The organism is Vibrio sp. JC009, assembly GCF_029016485.1.
Lineage (GTDB): Bacteria > Pseudomonadota > Gammaproteobacteria > Enterobacterales > Vibrionaceae > Vibrio.
The window spans coordinates 1822057-1842120 of the sequence record NZ_CP092106.1 but is presented as its reverse complement, the minus strand read 5'-3'; the positions used below and the strand labels follow the sequence as shown (position 1 = coordinate 1842120).

At 44.8% G+C, this 20064-nt stretch carries 14 protein-coding genes; 11 read left to right on the top strand and 3 right to left on the bottom strand.

All coding sequences use genetic code 11. From position 1 onward, the window contains the following. The first annotated feature begins 389 nt into the window (after positions 1-389). Together L3Q72_RS08355 and nspC are read left to right on the top strand one after the other, a co-directional pair. On the top strand, positions 390-902 hold the full coding sequence (locus L3Q72_RS08355; RefSeq protein WP_275129494.1) for a DUF2442 domain-containing protein: 513 nt from the start codon (positions 390-392) through the stop codon (positions 900-902). Positions 903-1078: 176 nt separating this feature from the next. Further along, positions 1079-2215, top strand: coding sequence for a carboxynorspermidine decarboxylase (gene nspC, locus L3Q72_RS08350; protein WP_275129493.1), 1137 nt, complete (start codon positions 1079-1081; stop codon positions 2213-2215). Between the two features lie 275 nt (positions 2216-2490). On the opposite strand, the gene L3Q72_RS08345 is transcribed toward nspC, so the two are convergent. Both L3Q72_RS08345 and L3Q72_RS08340 read right to left on the bottom strand, forming a co-directional pair. Continuing rightward, on the bottom strand, positions 2491-3528 hold the full coding sequence (locus L3Q72_RS08345; RefSeq protein ID WP_275129398.1) for an IS110 family transposase: 1038 nt from the start codon (positions 3526-3528) through the stop codon (positions 2491-2493). A gap of 133 nt (positions 3529-3661) precedes the next feature. Further along, entirely contained in the window at positions 3662-3901 is a 240-nt protein-coding gene (locus tag L3Q72_RS08340) for a type II toxin-antitoxin system CcdA family antitoxin (RefSeq protein WP_275129492.1), read from the bottom strand. A gap of 425 nt (positions 3902-4326) precedes the next feature. Here L3Q72_RS08340 and L3Q72_RS08335 point away from each other — a divergent pair, with 425 nt between their 5' ends. The 7 genes from L3Q72_RS08335 to L3Q72_RS08305 all read left to right on the top strand — a co-directional run bounded on the left by L3Q72_RS08335 (position 4327) and on the right by L3Q72_RS08305 (position 16170). Next, entirely contained in the window at positions 4327-4710 is a 384-nt protein-coding gene (locus L3Q72_RS08335) for a hypothetical protein (protein ID WP_275129491.1), read from the top strand. 627 nt (positions 4711-5337) lie between these two features. Further along, on the top strand, positions 5338-6066 hold the full coding sequence (locus L3Q72_RS08330; RefSeq protein ID WP_275129490.1) for a hypothetical protein: 729 nt from the start codon (positions 5338-5340) through the stop codon (positions 6064-6066). Continuing rightward, positions 6066-6851, top strand: coding sequence for a cellulose biosynthesis protein BcsQ (gene bcsQ, locus L3Q72_RS08325; RefSeq protein WP_275129489.1), 786 nt, complete (start codon positions 6066-6068; stop codon positions 6849-6851). The genes L3Q72_RS08330 and bcsQ overlap by 1 nt, the downstream gene beginning before the upstream one ends. Positions 6852-6896: 45 nt before the next feature. Next, positions 6897-9020 carry a UDP-forming cellulose synthase catalytic subunit gene (gene bcsA, locus L3Q72_RS08320; protein ID WP_342752122.1) on the top strand — a complete coding sequence of 708 codons (2124 nt, stop codon included), beginning with the start codon at positions 6897-6899 and terminating at the stop codon, positions 9018-9020. Then, entirely contained in the window at positions 9017-11251 is a 2235-nt protein-coding gene (locus tag L3Q72_RS08315; protein WP_275129487.1) for a cellulose biosynthesis cyclic di-GMP-binding regulatory protein BcsB, read from the top strand. Before bcsA ends, L3Q72_RS08315 begins: the two co-directional genes overlap by 4 nt. Positions 11252-11275: 24 nt before the next feature. After that, a complete protein-coding gene (locus L3Q72_RS08310) occupies positions 11276-15115 on the top strand; it encodes a cellulose biosynthesis protein BcsC (RefSeq protein ID WP_275129486.1) in 3840 nt (1279 codons plus the stop codon). Between the two features lie 56 nt (positions 15116-15171). Then, positions 15172-16170: a glycosyl hydrolase family 8 gene (locus L3Q72_RS08305; protein ID WP_275129485.1), complete on the top strand. Its 999-nt coding sequence runs from the start codon at positions 15172-15174 to the stop codon at positions 16168-16170. Between the two features lie 296 nt (positions 16171-16466). On the opposite strand, the gene L3Q72_RS08300 is transcribed toward L3Q72_RS08305, so the two are convergent. Then, a complete protein-coding gene (locus L3Q72_RS08300) occupies positions 16467-16835 on the bottom strand; it encodes a PilZ domain-containing protein (RefSeq protein ID WP_275129484.1) in 369 nt (122 codons plus the stop codon). Between the two features lie 885 nt (positions 16836-17720). Between L3Q72_RS08300 and L3Q72_RS08295 the strand changes: the two genes are divergently transcribed. Continuing rightward, positions 17721-19121, top strand: coding sequence for an undecaprenyl-phosphate glucose phosphotransferase (locus L3Q72_RS08295; RefSeq protein ID WP_275129483.1), 1401 nt, complete (start codon positions 17721-17723; stop codon positions 19119-19121). Positions 19122-19392: 271 nt separating this feature from the next. Beyond that, complete coding sequence (locus L3Q72_RS08290) at positions 19393-19959, top strand: polysaccharide biosynthesis/export family protein (protein ID WP_275129482.1); 567 nt, start codon at positions 19393-19395, stop codon at positions 19957-19959. The last annotated feature ends 105 nt before the right edge of the window (positions 19960-20064 follow it).

Genomic DNA, 20064 nt, shown 5'->3' with positions numbered 1-20064 from the left:
CCTTTAAACTGTTGCGATACCCGGAACCAAGCAATACACCTTAAACCAAGATACATTTCCACGCGGGATATGTATGGAACGAGGGTAATAACTAGATTACTTAGGTTAAGTAGCCAAAGAACGGTTCTCCCCCTTAGACGCTGAAGCCAAATTGGCTGATGAAGTTAATAGAAGGGGGAGTTAGAGGGGGTTGCTTATACAAGCATGGCTAGATCACAAATGTTTAATTCCATGAGAAGCAACCCCTCCCAGCCTCCCCTTGGATGCTACTTCTTCGTAAATCCGGCCTTTCGAGGTTAAGGGGAGGAGTATTCTTTGTCTCTTAAACGAGACCAAACTATAATACCTAAGTAGGAATACTGATAATGATGCGGAAAGTTAGGTGACTTATGCTAAAGATCTTAGATGTCGATTTACATAAAGATTATATTCTGGAACTCACGTTTAGTGACGGATTTTGCGGCCGTGCAGATCTGACAGAGTATTTCTCTAAGCCGCCATTTTCTGAGCTGAGTGATTTTAAACGTTTCGCATTGACTGCAGATGGTTCACTAAGCTGGAGCGGCAATGAGCTTTCTGCTGAAACTCTCCGCGCAATATCTGTTGGTACAAGGAAAAAGCCGGAATTGATTATCAATATAAACGACATAGAAGCTGTGATCAAACAAGCATCATGGGAGTCTATGCAGGAAGGTCGTCCGGATATACTTCAGGCAGCGATTCGTTCCTATGTCGAATACTTCGGCCACAAAGACGTAATCAAAAGAGCCGGAATTAAAAGCAGAACCAGCGCCTATCGTTCACTAAAACCAGAAACCAAGCCGAATTATGGCACTCTAGTGCAATTAGGCCACGCAATAATCGAAATCGCGAAAGACCGAACAACAAGGCTGCATGTTTGAAGTATTAATAAAGCTTTCAGCCGTTAGCTGTCCCTCGTTCCCACGCAGGAGCATGGGAACGAGGTGATAAAGTTTTGGGCTTTAGAGGTTAAAGGGAAATGGGGCGATGAGGAGTCGACCCCCCATAGCCCCCAAACCCATAGCCCCATAACCCCAAAAAAACCAGATTAAAACTCATGACCAAAACCAACCTAACAACCCCATATTTCATGATCAACGAATCCGCGTTGATCCAAAACCTTGAAAAAGCCAGGCACCTGAAAGAAATCTCAGGCGTGAAGCTGGTACTTGCACTTAAATGCTTCTCCACCTGGGGCGTGTTTGACATCATCAAGCCGTACCTTGACGGAACCACCAGTTCCGGCCCGTACGAAGTTAAACTGGGCTATGAAACCTTCGGTGGTGAAACGCACGCCTACAGCGTGGGTTACAGCGAAGATGACGTTAAAGAAGTAGCAGACATCTGCGATAAGATGATCTTCAACTCTCAGTCACAACTAGCTGCTTACCGCCACCTGATCGAAGACAAAGCCTCCATCGGCCTGCGCCTGAACCCGGGTGTAAGCTACGCAGGGCAAGACCTTGCCAACCCCGCACGTAAATATTCACGCTTAGGCGTTCAGGCTGATCACATCAAACCTGAAGTATTCGAAAGCATCGACGGCTGCATGTTCCATATGAACTGCGAAAACAAAGACGTAGATGCTTTCATTAAGCTGCTGGACTCCATCTCAGAGCAGTTCGGTAAATACCTGAATAAGCTTGACTGGGTCAGCCTTGGTGGCGGCGTATTCTTCACATGGCAGGGCTACGATATCGAAAAGCTGGGTAAAGCACTAAAAGCCTTCTCAGAAAAGCACGCTGTTCAGCTATACCTTGAACCGGGTGAAGCCATCATCACCAAAACCACCGACCTTGTGGTAACAGTGGTCGATATCGTAGAAAACCAAATGAAAACCGCGATTGTAGACTCAGCAACAGAAGCGCACCGCTTAGATACCCTAATCTACGACGAGCCAGCCTCAGTACTGGAAGCCTCAGAAAACGGTGAACATGAATACGTAATCGGCTCCTGCTCATGCCTGGCAGGTGATCAGTTCTGCGTTGCCAATTTCGACAAGCCACTGGAAATCGGCCAAAGACTACACATCATGGACAGCGCAGGCTACACCATGGTCAAACTAAACTGGTTCAACGGCCTGAAAATGCCATCCATTTACTGCGAACGTGCAAACGGAGAAATTCAAAAGCTGAATGAATTTGGCTATGAGGATTTTAAGCGGTCGCTTTCGCAGTGGAAGGTTGATTTATAAGGAAATTAATGTGGCATGAAAAGCTGCAAATAAGCTCTGAACACTCGTTCCCATGCTTATATGGACTCCCGGGTGTTGTCAAAAAGTTTATTAGAACAGAGGTCAGATGCTTGCTTATATACGGGCTCTAACTGAGGAGCTACCTCGGCCTCTTCGATGTATTCGCACCTTCATGACTTTATCTCCCGCACGGTAGTTTCTACCTGAGCATGGGCCAGTCTCTTGAAGGTTGGTCTTACCTGTTTGTTCTTACGTTCTTTTTGACTAACCTGGTATTAAGCCACAAGTGGTTGTGGCTTATATTCCTCATCACTTTTTATCATGGCAAGAGCCGTTCTCACCGTTTTATTTGCCAAAGCAATAGCTGCAACTTTTTTGCCTCGCCTTGTGGTCAGATCTTTAAGCCATTGCTCTTTTCCTGTCCGGGCTTCTCGTTTTTCCAGTTTACACACAACTGTTAAGGCTCCTCGAAAGAGTGCACTACGCAACATGTTGTGACCACACTTTTTAGCGATAGAACCTATTTTCTGTTTACCACCACTACTGTGTTGAACGGGTGTTAACCCCAGACAAGCTGAAGCTTCTCTACCCTTACTAAAATGCTCTGCCTGGCCTAACGCTACTTTTAATAAAACTGAGCATACTGGGCCAACCCCCTCCAGAGCTTGTAACCGCCTGCACACTTTATCTTGCGCTATTGACTGCTGTAGTTGTTGTGTAAAAGCTTCTACTTGCTCTATCAAATTTATAAACTGCTCATACATCTGACTCAGGCAAGCTCTAAACTGGCCGGTTAATCCGTTATCAGCGTCCTCAAGAACATAAGGAATGGCTTCTCTCAATGCTTTATCACCTTTAGTGATCGGAATGCCAAACTCCAGTAAATAGGAACGCAGTTGATTACTTATACTTACCTTCTGCCTAACCAGTAGATCTCGCATATGAACGATGGATTGCTGACACTGCTCTTCAACGGTTGGTATGCGACAGGATTTTATTTGAGATTGCGTAGCTGCGATAGCAATGGCAATAGCGTCATTGGCATCGGTTTTTTGGCCCTGCCTGAATGCAGCTGCCCGACGTGGGGCAATAGCCTTCACTTCATGCCCTTGCTCTTTAGCATATCGAGCCCAATAGTTGGTTGTACTGCATGACTCCATTGCTACCAGTGTTGCTTTTTCCCTGGCTAAAAATTCCAGCAGTTTCTTACGGCTCATTTCTCGATTAAAAATAATCTTGCCATCGAAATTCATCTTACAGACCTGAAAAACACTCTTTGCAAGGTCAATAGCAATAACGGTAGAATATTTCATGTATGGACTCCTTTTGTAAAAGTTTGGTCGCTTATTACGCTACTCCTGAGGGAGCCGGGAGTCCATACATCTCCCGCGTGGGAATGTATACCGGACTTGCCCCCACCCAATTACTATCCAATGTTACTTATCATTAAAAATGCCTAAATTTCTCAAGAGGAAGTCCGTGATTTTCAACATATTCATTCGAGCTATCAATAGCGTCTTTGTTTCCTTCTAGCCAAAGTGTTTTTTTACGCAGTTTTACTGCTTCCGCAATACCTTGTTCTGCAGAATGAGACAGGTTAATTCCTAGCTTTCTGGCTTCTTCAAGCAAAGTGCTGTTCAAAGATAGGTTTGTTCGCTTTTTAGGTGATGAGCTAGTATGTGCCACTATTTGCTCCTGGCAGTATCGTTGTTGTGTATCAATTATACACAACAACGATGCACTCTTCACAGTAGGATTCCCATCTAATAACAAAGTACTACGTTTGGTTTTAGCCGTTCTATCCGGTATTACGTTCATTTTTACTACGCTGCCTTTCTAGTTGTAAATCAAGGGTAGAGCATATTTTCTGAAGAAGTATTTGCCAACAACACCATCTCAAAATCAGTCTTTTTTCACACTTTTTCCTAATAGTGCTACCATAACGTTTTGCCAATTTCATCAGGTTTCATGAAGCAAAGATGAATTCATCAAGTCATGATGAATTTTGATGAATGCCTTTCTGCAACATCTAAATTCCCATACCTTTTGACAAACCACCCACTTCCCGGTATATCAATAACTAACATCTGAAAAAAAACTAAGGAACGACCATGAGCTCAACTACCATGCTCACAGAGGAACAGATCATAAGTGGGCGTGATATCCCGTTAAATGAACTGCTATACGCGAAAAGAGTGTTTCACAACTACATGCTGATAGGTAAAGAAAGCAGCCCTGTAGAGCTGCTCGCTGAAATGAAAGAGGCCATCAAAGGCCTTGAGTACTTCAATACATCAGACGACCCGTGTGAAGCCAGAAACGTGCTAAGCAGCATGTTTGCAGAAGTAGAACCGGCTGACTCATTTGAAAGCTTCAACACCCTGGCAGCAAAACCATTCCAGGCAGTGAATGAGCTGGTAGAGGACAGAGTGCAGCTAATCAAAAAGGAACGCCAGCTTCTGCTTGATGCCGGTTATGATGTATCTCAAATCTAAAACTCTTGCCTGACTGTATTGATGATTCCGTATTTCAAAGGAATGCGGAATCATAGTGTCACTTTGAACTACCGCTCAATCATGCACCTTCTGGTGCGAGGGCAAACACGCATAAACCCGCGCACCTCGTTTCCACTCCTGCGCGGGTTATTTATCCTTGTTGATACCACGAGTTAATAATTAATAACACTTCACCTCTCTATATACGCGAATAATATTGCGTGCATGTTAACAATGTTGCCAGTAAGGTTATTTATTGTTGCATCTGATATGGATATAAATGTATTGCTGTTCAATTTGTGCCATATGCTGGAATGCATCAATAGCAATGCTATTAACATTATTATTTATATTGTCACCTTATAGTGCTATAAAAATGTACTTTGGCTGGATTTGGGCGCGTTTGTGGGCTGATTAAATTATAAACATATTGAAATTCTCATTTATGAGACGCGTATTCATAATCTATGTATATGGTTGATTTGTTCATTTACGAAACGTAGTATGGTTCTTAATGTTTGTGATATTAGTCCAACGAATGAACGGTGTAATGCATTCTTTTGGAGAGATGACTCTAGCTTATTTTGGCCCTCCCAAGATCCAATTAACTGTTTATAGGAAGTAAGTATGGATACCTATGACGATTTGAAACGTTTTTCCGATAAAACGGGTCATGGTTTTGTAAATTTTAAAAATATCTCTTCGCATGCCTCTAAAAGTATTTCTTCGCATGCTTCAAATCACTTTGGTAGAGCGCGAGCAACGTCGGTATTCAAGGAAGTCGCCAGTGCAAAGGTGGAAGAGACCAAAATAGAAGTAGCTCCTGAGCCTTTAAATACTTCAAGCCAAATTGGCGAAAGAAGTGGAAGTGATTACGCTCTTTTCAATCAAGTTGCTACGGCTAACTCAAATGAAACAAGAAAGGAGTCAAAGCCTGAAGTAATAGCAGAAGAAGCATCTCAACCTTCAATCATGTCAGCCGTGTCTGAAGATACCTCTGAACCTTCAATTATGTCGGCTATGTCTGAAGGTACTTCCTCTGAACCTTCAGTTATGTCGGCCATGTCCGAAGATACCTCTGAACCTTCAATTATGTCAGCTATGTCAGAAAAAAGCTCAGAAGTTACCCCTTCAACTGAGAGTAAGGAAGTTGTACCAGCAGGAAATGCAACAATCGTTCAAAATCACAGAACGGTTGTTATTCCGGAAAGTCCGGAAAGAAAGCAAAGCGGTATCGCTATATTAGACGCAGTATCAGATATTTCTTCTGTAAAGAAAGCGGATAAGTCTTCAGATAAAAAGCAAAAACCGAAGAAAGAGGGAATATTTTTTGCCCTTGCGGAAAGGGGAGTTTAATGCCGCTAATTACAATTTATTCACCAAAGGGCGGTGTTGGCAAAACAACACTTACTGCAAACTTGTGTTATTCCTTTGCCAGACAGGGTTTGCAGGCCATTGGTATTGATTTCGACCCACAAAACGCGTTACGCCTTCATTTTGGGGTTCATTTAAACCACGAAGAAGGGTATGTGCCAGGTTCGGAAGAGAGTGCTGACTGGAGCGACTTTGCTCTATCTTATAAAAACAAAGATAACCTGTTTGTTCTTCCATACGGAACCGCAACAGAACTTCAGCGCCTGGAATTTGAAATGAAGTTGCTTAAAGACGAGACTTTTTTAACAAGAGGTCTGAGAGCGATACTTGAAAACCCTCAACTAATTGTCATTGCTGACCTGCCTCCGGGGCCTTCAGCTGCAATCAAGGCTATCTCACCTTTAACCGATCTATTTGTTATGCCTCTGCTAGCGGATTCTGCCTCTTTATCACTGTTACCAACCGTTGAGAATGAAAACTTCGGCAATGAAACTGCCGAGCAGTATTTTCTGTTAAATCAGGTTGACTACAAAAGGCGGATCAGTAGTGATGTGACTGCTTTTGTACAAGACAGGCTAAAAGATAAGTTACTTGGCGTAGTGCACCGCGACGAAAGTGTCGTAGAAGCTAATGCGTTGCAAAAAGCAATAGTTGATGTAAACCGGGCTTCAGTCGCCGCATTTGATATCGAAGATCTAAGCAAAAAGATAGCCGATATTCTTGGGGTTGGGGTAGCTGGCGGATCCATGTTTATAGCTCCAATGTAATGGAAATACTAAGATGAAATTAGTTGCAGGAATGCGAGAATATTGATGAGTAAACTAATGTTTTATCTATTACTATTGGTGTTTTCGCCTCTAGTATACCTTATCGTTGTTACCCCTATGAGTGATCATAGCCAATATATGTTTGGCTTAATAAGTATCATCCTTGTATTTATTATGGGGCACGTTAAAAGTCGAAAATTAGCCATGACAATGATGCTATTTTCGTTACTGACTTCTACCCGCTACCTCTATTTCAGGACAACTCAGACACTGATTTTTGACTCGTATCTTGAGGCGGGTTTAGGAATAGGTTTGTTTATCGCAGAGATATACGCCTACATAATGCTTTTCCTGGGCTATCTGCAGAGTACATTCCCACTAAACAGAAAAATTGTTCCTCTTCCGGAAGATCAGTCTACCTGGCCGACCGTGGATGTTTATATCCCGAGTTATAACGAACCGCTAGATGTTGTAAGAGATGCTGTCTTAGCGGCTCAGTGTATCGATTATCCGAAAGATAAATTTAAGGTTTATCTGCTTGATGACGGTAACAGACAGGAATTTGCGGAATTTGCAGCGGATGCTGGTGTGGGTTATATCACGCGAACAGACAATAATGACGCAAAAGCCGGTAACCTGAACCACGCCATGACACTGACAAATGGCGAACTGGTGTGCATTTTTGATTGTGACCACATAGCGACTCGTATCTTCCTGCAGGCTACGGTTGGTGCCTTTATTAAAGACTCTAACCTTTCACTTATCCAGACACCGCACTACTACTATTCAGACGACCCATTTGAGAGAAACCTCTATGGTGGTCGTGATATTCCCAACGAAGGTGAGCTGTTTTACGGACCTGTGCAGCAGGGCAATGACTTTTGGAACGCGACCTTCTTCTGTGGTTCCTGTGCGGTAATAAGACGCAGCGCTCTGGATGAAATTGGTGGTATTGCTACAGAAACCGTTACCGAAGATGCGCATACAGCACTTAAGCTGCAGCGTCTTGGCTGGGATACCGCATTTCTTCCTTACCCGTTGGTAGGCGGTCTGGCAACAGAACGTTTGGCTCTGCACGTAATCCAGCGTAACCGCTGGGCCAGGGGAATGATCCAGATATTCCGACTGGATAACCCACTGCTCGGCAGAGGGTTAAAATGGCAGCAGCGACTCTGTTATTTAAGTGCAATGATGTATTTCTTATTCCCGCTGCCCAGGGTTATTTTCCTTACGGCACCGATGGCCTATCTGTTGTTTGATTTAAATATCATTCATGCGCAGTCGGGGATGATATTCGCCTACGCCTTGCCGCATTTTGTCATGTGTACCTATGTCGCCTCCAGGTTGACGGGGAGGTACAGGTACAGTTTCTGGGGGGATGTGTACGATATTACCTTAGCCATGCATCTTCTCGTCCCTACAGTTGCAACACTATTTTCACCGAAAGTGGGTAGTTTCAACGTGACCGATAAGGGCGGGACTCTGGACAGAACTTACTTCGATTTAAACGTTGTGCGTCCTCACTTAATCATTGCGGTTGCCTTGATAATCGGCCTTAGCTGGGGTGTATGGCGGACGGTAGTTGCCCATTACGCCATTATGGAGCCTTCGGTCATTATGCTGAACGTTGGCTGGGCGACATACAGTTTGATCTTCTTACTTGCATCCATTGCTGTAGGACGAGAAACCCGCCAGGTACGTAAAACCGTTCGTCTGGATGTGGAAATCCCGGCCGTAATTCACTATGCCGATGGTGTATCTTCAATCACCAGTACTGAGAACGTATCAATGGGTGGTTGTCTGGTGAAAATTCCGAATGACGGTCGCTTAGGTAACGAGATAGAAGAAATAGAGCTTCGGCTTGCTTCCGGTGTTGTCTCAATACCGGTTAAAAAATCAGTAAAAATCAAAAACACCTATGGTCTGATGTTTGATGAGGTCTCCGTTGATCACCGAAGACAGATAGTCCGGGTGGTGTTATCCCGTGCCGATGCGTGGGTCAGAGAACACCCAAGAGCGGAAGACAAGCCTCTACGCTCCCTGGCGACAATTATTGTGTGTACTATCCCTGTACTGTTTTCACTGTTTAAAAGAAAACCGAAACCAAAAAGAGCACCTGTAGGTGCACAGGCACAAACCCAAAAAGGCCCTCAAGGGGAAGCAGTATGAAAATGAGGCTCTTTTTCCGAGCAATAGTGCTGACAGCATTCTTGCCTGGCTTTGTTGCGGCAGCGGATAAAACCGCAAACGCCAACAAAGCGCAGGAAACAGTAGAGGATACAATTACATTCGCGCAAATGGGACGCTCTGAGGGCGTTCTGTTTGTGAGTGGCCAGAGTGAAGCCGGCATCGACTTTACCATGCCCGAAGATAAGATCGTCACTGACGCAGAACTTCACCTGGATATTAAAGCGACATCAGATCAGATTACCGATGACACTATGTTGGAGGTAAGGGCTAATGGTGTATTTCTTGGTGAACTTGCATTGAAAAAGGCTCTGGACGGCAAAGCGTCTTACCAGGTGAATCTTCCTGCAATGCTGGTGACAACAAGCAACGCACTAAACTTCAGGTTGAGTGACCGCGACGAATTAATCTGTTCTCCGGAACAAATTGGTATTTCGCAGCTAAACATCTTGCCGACTAGTTACGTGAAAGCAAAATCTCAGCTGCTCAACTTTCCAGCTGATCTGAGCTTTTTTCCCAGACCTTTTTGGGACCCACTTGACCTTACCAAAGGTTCAGTAACAGTTTCACTGCCAGAAACCCCGAACACAGGGCAGATTAGCGCAGCTAGTTTGCTGGCGTCATGGTTTGGCACAGTAACTGACAAAAGAGGGGTCTCTTTTGAGGTATTAACCGGCGATTTACCGTCAGGTAATGGTATTGTTATCGCGGCTCCGGGTGATGAAATCGGCGGATTAGAGATAGCAGATTCGGAAGAGCCGTACCTTCAGGTTATTCCTAATCCGTTTAATTCTGCCAGCAAGTTGCTATTGATTGTGGGTAAAGACAGAAAGGATTTGCGCAAAGCAACCTGGCGACTGACTCAAGGTGATTTTGAAACCCAGGCAGTACAACACATTGTCAAAGAAGCGGGCTCAATCCCGAAAAGCAAGGCTTATGATGCACCGCGCTGGTTGTCAACCGAGGAGCCGATTTATCTTCACCAATTAATGGCGAAAGATGAGCGCATGGTTTCCACCGGTTTCTGGCATAAAGCCATCGACATCAAGTTCAGAACCGCTCCGGATTTATACCTTTGGGATGCAAAATCTTTCCCGTTGAATATCAGCTACCGTTTTCCGACCAAGTCCTGGATAGACGAAGACAGGTCGTCTCTGGGTGTCACTCTTAATGGTGAGTTTTTAAAAGCTTTGCCGGTAAACGAGCAAGGTTTGATTGAAACAATATGGAGCAAGCTTGGTGGCGATGCCCGTAAAGAAGAAGCTTTGATCCCGGTTCAGCCTCGTGATGTTTATGGCGATAACCAATTATCGTTGTATTTCAACATTGTTAACCAGCCGGGGATTTCCTGTGATGAGCTGATGAACTCCGACATTAAGAGTAGCATCGAAACGGACTCCAGGATTGATATGAGCAAGGCAAGCCACTTCGCATTAATGCCGGAGTTATCTTACTTTGTCGGCGCATCTTTCCCGTTTTCAAAGTTTGCAGACTACTCTAAAACCGCAGTTTTGTTACCTGAGGTTCCGGGTTCAACGCATCTTGAAACCTTGCTGGACTTAGGTGCCCGCTCAGGCGCAGCGACAGGTACTCTTGTTTCCCGTGAAAATATATTCCTGGGGATTCCTAAAACCCGCTCATCACTGGAAGGCAGGGATGTTCTGGCAATATCGACCATGGCAGACGATGACTTCAACGAGGAAATTTTTGAACAATCGCCATATATGGCGTCAGACAGAGACGTTCTAGAGTTGCGTAATCTGAGCCTGATTCAAAAGGTGACTAACTGGATATTGAGCGACTGGGAATTAGACCATCTGGATGCGGAACGTTATTTCTCTTCGCAGACTGCCTGGCGAGGCTTTGTCAGCTATCCTTCACCGTGGAGCTCTGGCCGGATGGTCGTAGTTGCAACCGGTTCGGATAGTGACCAGCTATCACGTCTTGAATCAGACCTCAGAATAAGAAAAATTAACGAAAATATTCATGGTAACGCCTCCATCATCACCGATCTGGATGGTGTACGTAGCTTTTACATTTCCCCTCAGCGTCCGACAGGTGAGTACTCCTGGTACAAACTGGTGTTGTGGTACGGGGGCAAGCACATAATTTTACTTGCACTTGTGGCAGGGCTGATATCGCTGATACTGGCGTTCCCGCTGCACGGAGCATACAAAAACCGAGTCAAAAGAAGACTGAATGCAGAGCGTTAAGTTTTAATTATTGGTAACCACAAAATGAAGAACAAAAAAACACAGTTATTTGCGACAGTTTGTTTGCTAGAAGCCCTTGCAGTGGGACTAGGCTCTGCACCAGTATTGGCGGCAGAAGGGGACAGCGCTAATGTACAGGCTTTGATTGAGCAGGCTAACTATTGGCATGACAGATCAAATGATAAGCTTGCTGGCGAGTCTATCAATAAAATTCTTATGATAGATGCTAACCATGCCGAAGCGCTTTACCTGAAATCGCTTTGGGCAGAACAGCAAGGTGATGCTGATGAAGCCCAGTTGTGGCGTGAACGTCTGGAGAAAGCCGATCCGTCATCGCCTTATTTAGAAAGCCTGAAGTCGTCAAATCAGGTTAAAAAGCTTCCTCAGGATAAGATCGCTAAGGCCAGGCAGCAGTCAAACTCCGGAGACATAAAAGGTTCACTGGCGACCTGGGATAGCGTATTCCAGGGGCAAGAGCCTTCGGGAGCACTTGCCATGGAGTACTACCAAACCATGGCTGGTGACAAGTCTCGCTATGGTACTGCAGTGAAAAAACTGGAAGGCCTGAGCAAACTGCACCCGAACAATACGGCAATGAAAATTGCTTACGCAGAGGCACTGACTTACCGGGAGAAAACTCGTCGTTCAGGTATAAAAATCCTGGAAGGCCTGGCAGACTCCCAGCCAGATGCAGATAAGAGCTTACGTCAGAGCTTGCTATGGTTAAATCCAAAAACTTCAGATAAAAGTCATTATGACAAGTGGATGTCAAGACACCCGAAAGACGCCACGGTAATGAACTATTACAAGAAAAAGCAGAAAGGCACTGCGACAACGGACGCCTTTAGCCAATTAAATAGTGGCAATGTAGAAGCTGCGAAAAAGTCCTTCCAGAAGGTACTAAAAGTTAAGCCAAATAATGCTGATGCATTAGCGGGCATGGGCTACGTGTACCTTCATCAGGGAGACAATGCAAAGGCCGCTAAATACTTAAACCGCTCGGCGGACCAGGGTGGTAAGCAGGCGAAAAAGCGCAGACAACAAGCAAAAGAAGCCGCATTCTATAGCGAGCTTGCTAAAGCGCAAGCGGCCTATAAGGATGGTAATATCCAGCGAGCGCTTGAATTAAGTAAACCATTGTCTGTTCAGCCGGGTGAACTGGGTATTTCAGCAAAACTGTTCCGCGCCGACCTGTTGCGTCAGGATGGTGAATACGCACAGTCCGAATCGCTGCTACGAAGTGTTCTTAAGGCTGACCATGGCAATAATGAGGCAAAAGAACAGCTTTATTATGTGCTGACTGAGCAGGATAAAACCAAAGAAGCTAAAAGCGTTCTTTCCTCACTGCCTCAGGATGTCCGGACAAGAATTCAAAAAGAAGACACTTACGGAAATATTCGTAACCTTGCGAACCAGGCTGCAAGCATAGGTAACACAGAGACAGCGGTTGTAATACTTGAGAACGGCGTGAGTCGTTTGCCGAATAACCCGTGGCTGCGCCTTGAACTGGCCCGTATGCAAAAGAAACTAGGCCGGAATTACGAAGCAGAAAGCACTATTTCCCAGCTATACCGCTCTGATGCAAATAACGAAGAGGTGTACGTAGCCGCTCTGTATTCTCAGGATGCCGGTGACTGGAAGCGGGTTAACTCATTGCTTAGCCGTATTCCTGAAGATAAGCGTGATGGTAAGGTTAAAGAGCTCTACGCCGAGTCTCTTTTTAACCTGAAACTACAGCTGGCTGAGAAATACCTTTCGCATGGTGACAAGAGCCAGGCAATGATGGTGCTGAAAAATATTTCCGCTGAAGCGCAGGAAAGCCCGTTAAAAGCGGGTCAGGTTGCTTCATTAATGATGAAAGCGGGCGGTGTTGAGCAGGCTGTATCTCTGGTTAAGCAAAATATTGCCGGTGGCATTAAAGGTAATGCTTCCGAATACACCAACCATGTGACGGTTCTTTATCAGGCCGGGTTAAGAACCGATGCTCAGAACCTGTTGAATGATCCTAAGCTAAGAGCCAAGAGTACGCCGGAACAACTTTCTCAGGCGCGAAACATCTTTGTTATTAAAGAAGCAGACAGGCTGCGTAATATGGGCAGCTATGCTGAAGCATACGACCTTCTCCTGCAGGCACTGCAACAGGACCCTCATAACACAGATCTGATGCTGGCGATGGCAAGGTTGTACCAATCTGGTGATATGAACGACAAAGCAGGCACAGTTTACGATTACCTGCTTGCAAACAATCTGGATACGCCTGAACAGAGTGCACGCGTGGGCGCAATTAATGCAGCCCTTGCGAGCAAACAAACCAAGAAAGCCCGTGCTCTGGCCGATGGTCTGACGGATACAAAGAGCCCGTCAAACCTGCTGCTATTGGCAAGAGTAGCAGAAGCTGAAGGCAATAATAAGCAGGCAGTTGCATTGCTGAAGAAAGCCCGTGGAAGTCTGTTAGGAGCTACTCCCGGCACATTTGACGACGGTTCGGAGCCTCAAATGCAAGGCGGAATGCTCTCAATGGATAACCCGTTCAGAGCCAAACCTAAAGCATATAATACTAACACAGCACAGTCGGTGTATGGTGTCACCATGCCATGGCAAAAAGCCGGGCCGAACCAGTCTGTACAGGTGACAAATGCTCAGGGTGAGAGCGTAGCATTGAACTCTGAAAAACTGCAGACTCTGCAACAAGTTGATGAAATGCTGATTCAGATGGACGAACGAACCTCATCATGGGTTCAGGGTAAACTGTCTATACGTAACCGTGTTGGCGAGAGCGGGCTAAGTCAGCTTACTGAGGTAAAAGCGCCGCTGGAGTTTTCGACAATACCGGTTAGTAACGACAGACTGACGGTGAGCGTTACACCAGTAGCCCTGGCGGCAGGTAGTTCATCGGGCGATGCAAGCCGAGAGTTTGGTACCGGGGCATTGGAGCAAGGTGAGTCTGCTTCAAGCTCAGGTACATCAACGCTAAACGGAGATGAACTGCCAGATGTAGCTTCTCAGGGAAGCCAGAGCGATGCCGGTGTAGAACTTGCTGTTGCTCTTGAAGGTGACACCTACAAGGTAGATGTGGGTACAACGCCACTGGGGGCTGAGAAGAGTACTCTGGTTGGTGGTGTTCAGTGGACACCAAGAATCACCAATAATAGCACTTTAACACTTGCCGCAGAAAGAAGGTCTATTAACGAAAGTATTCTCTCTTATGTTGGTGTTGTGGATGAGTTCAGTGGTGATTACTGGGGTCTGGTTACTAAAAATGGTATCAGAGCCGGAGTGAATTATGACAACAGCAAAACAGGCATGTACTTTGGTGTCGCAGCTTACAAATACCTGGGTACTAATGTCGCGGATAACGATAGTATTGAATTAAATACCGGTATGTATTCGCGCCTTGTTGCTGAAAAAAACCGGGAATTCAGACTTGGTGTGAACCTGCTTTATAAAGATTTCTCCGAGAACCTGAGCTACTTCAGTTATGGGCAAGGTGGATACTTCAGCCCGCAGGACCAATGGACACTGTCGTTCCCGGTTGAATATAAGCACGACTTTTTGGATTCAGACGTAAGTTTGTCTATCGGCGGCTCGTTGGGTTACCAGTCTTATGACCTGGATTCATCGGCATACTTCCCGGATGATGCAAGCCTTCAGACCCAGTTGGAAGACTATGTGACACTTGGCTATGCTGAAGAGGCCTATTACGATGAAAACAGTGTTAGCGGAGTCGGTTATAATTTCCATGCCGCTCTGGAATATGAACTTGAAGACAATATGACATTAGGTGCAAGTGCAGCATTCGATGCATTTGATGACTACAACGAATACCTGGCTCAGGTATGGCTACGTCGTTACTTCGATGAGTAAATCTAAGCCTATGAATTTACAGATGGATCTGAAAATCATTCAGTATTAGTTTTATTATGTTTATTAGATTATTTTTAATAGCCCAGCTTTCATTGATACTTTCCTGCTCTACGGCCTTTGCGGCCGTAGACTGGGATCCGTATAAAACACGTTTTTTAGCGGTTGACGGCAGGGTAGTGGACACAGGAAACCAAAACGTAAGCCACTCGGAAGGGCAGGGTTTTGGGATGCTGTTTGCGGTTTCAGCCGCGGACAAAGAGAGCTTTGATAAAATTTGGAACTGGACTAAGAAGTACCTTCAGGATCCGAAAACAGGGCTTTTTTACTGGCGTTATAAGTACGCTAATGCAAACCCGATAGAAGATAAAAACAACGCCACTGACGGAGATGTGCTTATTGCATGGGCTCTGTTAAAGGCGGGTAATTTGTGGAATGAACAGCGATACCTGACAGAATCAGATAAGATTCTGCATGGGTTGTTAAAGTATACCGTTAAGGATTTCTCTGGCAGAAAAGTGTTGCTTCCCGGCAAGGAGGGCTTCGTTTTTTCTGATCATGTTAACCTTAACCCATCTTACTTTATCTTCCCGGCATGGAAAGACTTTGCTGATCGTGGCTATTTTGATGAAATCTACACCTTAATCGCCGACACGCAGGAGCTATTAGAGCAGATTAACTGGGGACAGCATAAGGTTCCGACCGACTGGATCACCCTTTATTCTGACGGAACTACCAGCCCTGCAAGCGACTGGCCTGCCAGAGTAAGTTATGACGCCATTCGTGTTCCGTTATATATGAAGTGGGACAGGCCGGATAACCCGTTGCTGGACAGATGGAAAGGTATGTATAGTCAATACACCCGCCAGTTCACACCCGCATGGGAAAACGTAAGCACCTTAAACAAGGCAAGCTACGTAATGACCGGCGGCCTGTTAGCGGTGCGAGATCTGACCATGGGTGAGTTATCTTATACAGAAACTCAGGTGAGCCATCAGGACGATTACTACTCAGCAAGCCTGAAACTACTGGCAGCCCTCGCGCTGCAACGCCTTTGACGAGCTGGAACACCCATTTCCGACGCCTGAGTCAATAGTAGACCCACTGATTCCCACGCTAGGCGTGGGAACGCCCCAAAGTGCAGAAATAACCCCACCTGCAATAAAAAGCAACTAACCACATAGCATAATACCAATACCAGTAATTGCTGGGATTGGTATAACAGCATGCACGCGCACGCGACGTCGTCATTCCCGCGAAAGCGGGAATCTTATCAAGGCGTGTTGTAGAGTTAAAATAAATTAGATATCTAAAAGAGGGGGGATAGAGAAACAAAACCACTACCGAAAGGAACCTAACTCGCGAGCGCTTTTTTTTTCCTGCCATACATTCCAGGATATTTTTGTCTGAGATGCATCTGCTCCTGGGTCATTCTTCTAAATGAAATGCCATCATCAATAAGCTTAACAGCTACTTCTGATTCGTGCTGACGTAGAATAGTGCCTTGTACTTCGACAGACTTGTCATCATAAAACGTAACTAAACCAGAAATAATAACGCCAACTTCTACCGGAGTATCGCTTACAAATACAATGCGCATACCTTGCTCAGATATTTCACATACGTAAAACTCTTCATCCATTATGCTGATGATTGGCCTGTCGTGATCGGGGTAGCGTAATCTGTAAAACTGACGTTTTTGCTCCCATTGTTCCTGATCCATTAAACCTAGTGTCCTTTATCTTCTTATTCGTATGATAAATATTAGCATTCCTGACGCCTTATATCTAAGGCTTTGTTCGGTTCATTAATAAAATTCAATTTTTTAACATTATCACAACAGTAATAGTTACAAATCATAATGAGTAAAATAATAATAATAAATTGATGACTTGTAAGTGACGGGAAATACGACAAATAATTTATAGTTTAAAATAAATTGGCTGCGAGTATTCGAATGACAAATGACAGTATTATCAATTTTCAGGGACGGACTTTTGCCAGAAAAATATGGATTAACTTGCTGAGTTTACGGGGTAAATTCGCATTTATAATAGGTGTGTAAGTGGCGATAAAAGCGCGGCTTACTGTTAAAAAATAGGATCTTCAGCAAATAAGCTCTGTCTCAAATTTAAGAATGTGCAGTGTTTGTGGAAAGAACATCTTTATTCTTACGCAAAGTAACTGTAACTTGTCTCATAAGTGATTCACGGTCTGAATGTGGACATCTGATGTATTATTTTTGTCATAATGCGCGTGCAAGCTTTACATCAAACGAGTTGCTTTAATAATAAAAGTGCATTGTATAACGATGTCATAGGTAATATCCCTGAGCGTCGGGTACTGATAAATAAAACGATAACTTCTGACGATGTCAGATTTTGAATTGATAGTTTAACAACGTAAACGTAATAGAAGCATGTATCTGAACCAGGTGCTATCAGGCGGCCTGTGGGGTTATTTGCTCTATAAGAAAGTATTTGCCTTATAGAAAGTTTGAACGGCGATCTGGACAGGGAAGCGCAAATTTAGTTGGTAATGTTTGAGCAAGGTAGGAGCTGTCAACCTAAGGGCGGTAGCGTGCTTAAACATAACTAGGGAAAGACCTATGGGATATTCAAATCATATTAAGCACCACTCGGAAGAGTCAGCACTTTTAAACCGTGCAGTTGATATTATTCTGATTTGCGCGGTATTAATAGTGACATGTTTTGCATACCTGGGCGACTTAACGCTCATTTATGAGCTGATCATGTGCATTGTTGTTATCGCCTATTTCATGATAGCTGACATATGCGGGCTTTACCGTACCTACAAATACACTTCTCTACGACAGACCTTCATGACCATCACCACTATCTGGTGTATCTGCATCGGTATTACACTTGGTCTTGGTTTCTTCCTGAAAATTTCCGAATCTTACTCCCGTGCTGTACTTGGCATCTGGTACTTTTTGGTCCCCCCTGCATTAATTTTGTGGCGTTTGGCTGCCATTCGCATTCCAAGGCTACTAAGGCCATCCGACTCTTATCAGGATAAATCTATCATTATAGGTGCCACCCGATCCGGTATGCTTTTAGCCAAGCAGATCAAAGAAAACGATTATCTTAACGAAAAACTCATTGGTTTTTATGATGACCGTACGCTAGACAGAATTGGTCATGAATTGCCAGTTCCCATGCGTGGTAATATAGACGATGCATTGCTGCTGGCGAAAAACCGTGGGGTAAAAAACATTTATATCGCTTTGCCAATGGAAGCGTCTATGCGAATTAAGCAGATCTTAAACGAATTTGCAGATTCAAACGCCAATGTTCATATCGTTCCTGACTTCTTTATTTTTGACTTAATGCAGTCACGCTTACGAAATGTAGGCAATATGGTTACCCTTAGTGTGTATGACACACCATTTATTGGCTTTTCCAATATACTGAAACGTGTGGAAGATATCGTCCTTGCATCGGTTATTATTACGCTGATTAGCCCGATACTTGCTGTTGTTGCTATTGGTGTAAAACTGTCATCCCCCGGCCCGGTTATTTTCAAGCAGGATCGCTACGGCCTGGACGGAAAACCAATCAAGGTTTGGAAGTTCCGCTCTATGCGCGCCATGGACAACGGCGAAAAAGTGAAGCAGGCAACTAAAGACGACCCGCGCATCACACCGTTTGGTTCTTTTATCCGCAGAACGTCGTTAGATGAACTCCCGCAGTTTTTTAATGTGCTGACAGGAAGAATGTCGATTGTAGGCCCGCGCCCACACGCTGTTGCCCACAACGAAGAGTACCGCGGCCTGATAGACAAATACATGCTGCGCCACAACGTAAAACCAGGCATCACAGGCTGGGCGCAAATCAACGGCTTCCGTGGCGAAACCGACACCCTTTATAAAATGGAAAAAAGGGTAGAGTACGATTTAACCTATATCCAAAACTGGTCACTATGGCTGGACATCAAAATCGTATTCCTAACCATATTCAAAGGATTTGTAGGCAAAACCGCTTATTAGATAAAGGCCCTGGGCCCTGGGGACGGACTTTGTCCTATAGGGCCTGGGAGTTAATGAAGGCGCGAGACCTCTCTGCATAGGGTAATCCTCTCGTTCCCATGCTCCTGCGTGGGAATGCATACCGAGCTAAACGAGCATCCGGAATCTGGCAGAGTGACTTGGTACACGTACCACCAAAACTAAACCAAAACAGATTTCCCAGGGCCCAGGGCCGAAAACCCCAGGGCCCAAAAACAACAACCAAGGCCCGAGGGCCAAAAACAGGTACACCATGCTTAAAACGATAACAAAGCTACTACTGACCACAATAACTCTACTATTCGCGTCAAGCGCTTTGGCCGACCAATACGTCCTTTCAGCCGGGGATACAATAAAGATTTCAGTATACGGTGAAGACGATCTGTCAATAGCCGAATTAATAATCGATAGCAGGGAGACCTTCGATTACCCTTATCTTGGCAACATCAGTACCCAATACAAAACACTGGAAATGATCCAAAACGAGATCGAAGATGGCCTGAGAGGCGATTATCTCATTGATCCCAAAGTAAACGTAAGCATAGTGAAGTACCGCAATATCTACGTAAACGGTGTAGTAAACAGGCCTGGCGCTTATGAATTCCAGCCAGACCTGACTGTTGACAAGGCCATCGCCCTGGCAGGAGGCTTTTTAGCCAAATACAGAAAAACGAAAGGTATTTACCTGACCAGAAATGACGAAGTAAAAGGTTTATCCCAGAGTGAGATAAATAATTTGCTAAAAAACAAAGAACCAGTAGACAGAACAGCATCAGTAGAACCAGGCGACACCATCTACGTAGTAAGTTCCTTCTGGTAAATAAATAACCCTCGTTCCCACGCTCCAGCGTGGGAATGCATACCAAAGGTAAAGGGAACCACAAAACCAAAAGCCCCACAAGTCGTCATTCCTGCGCAGGCAGGA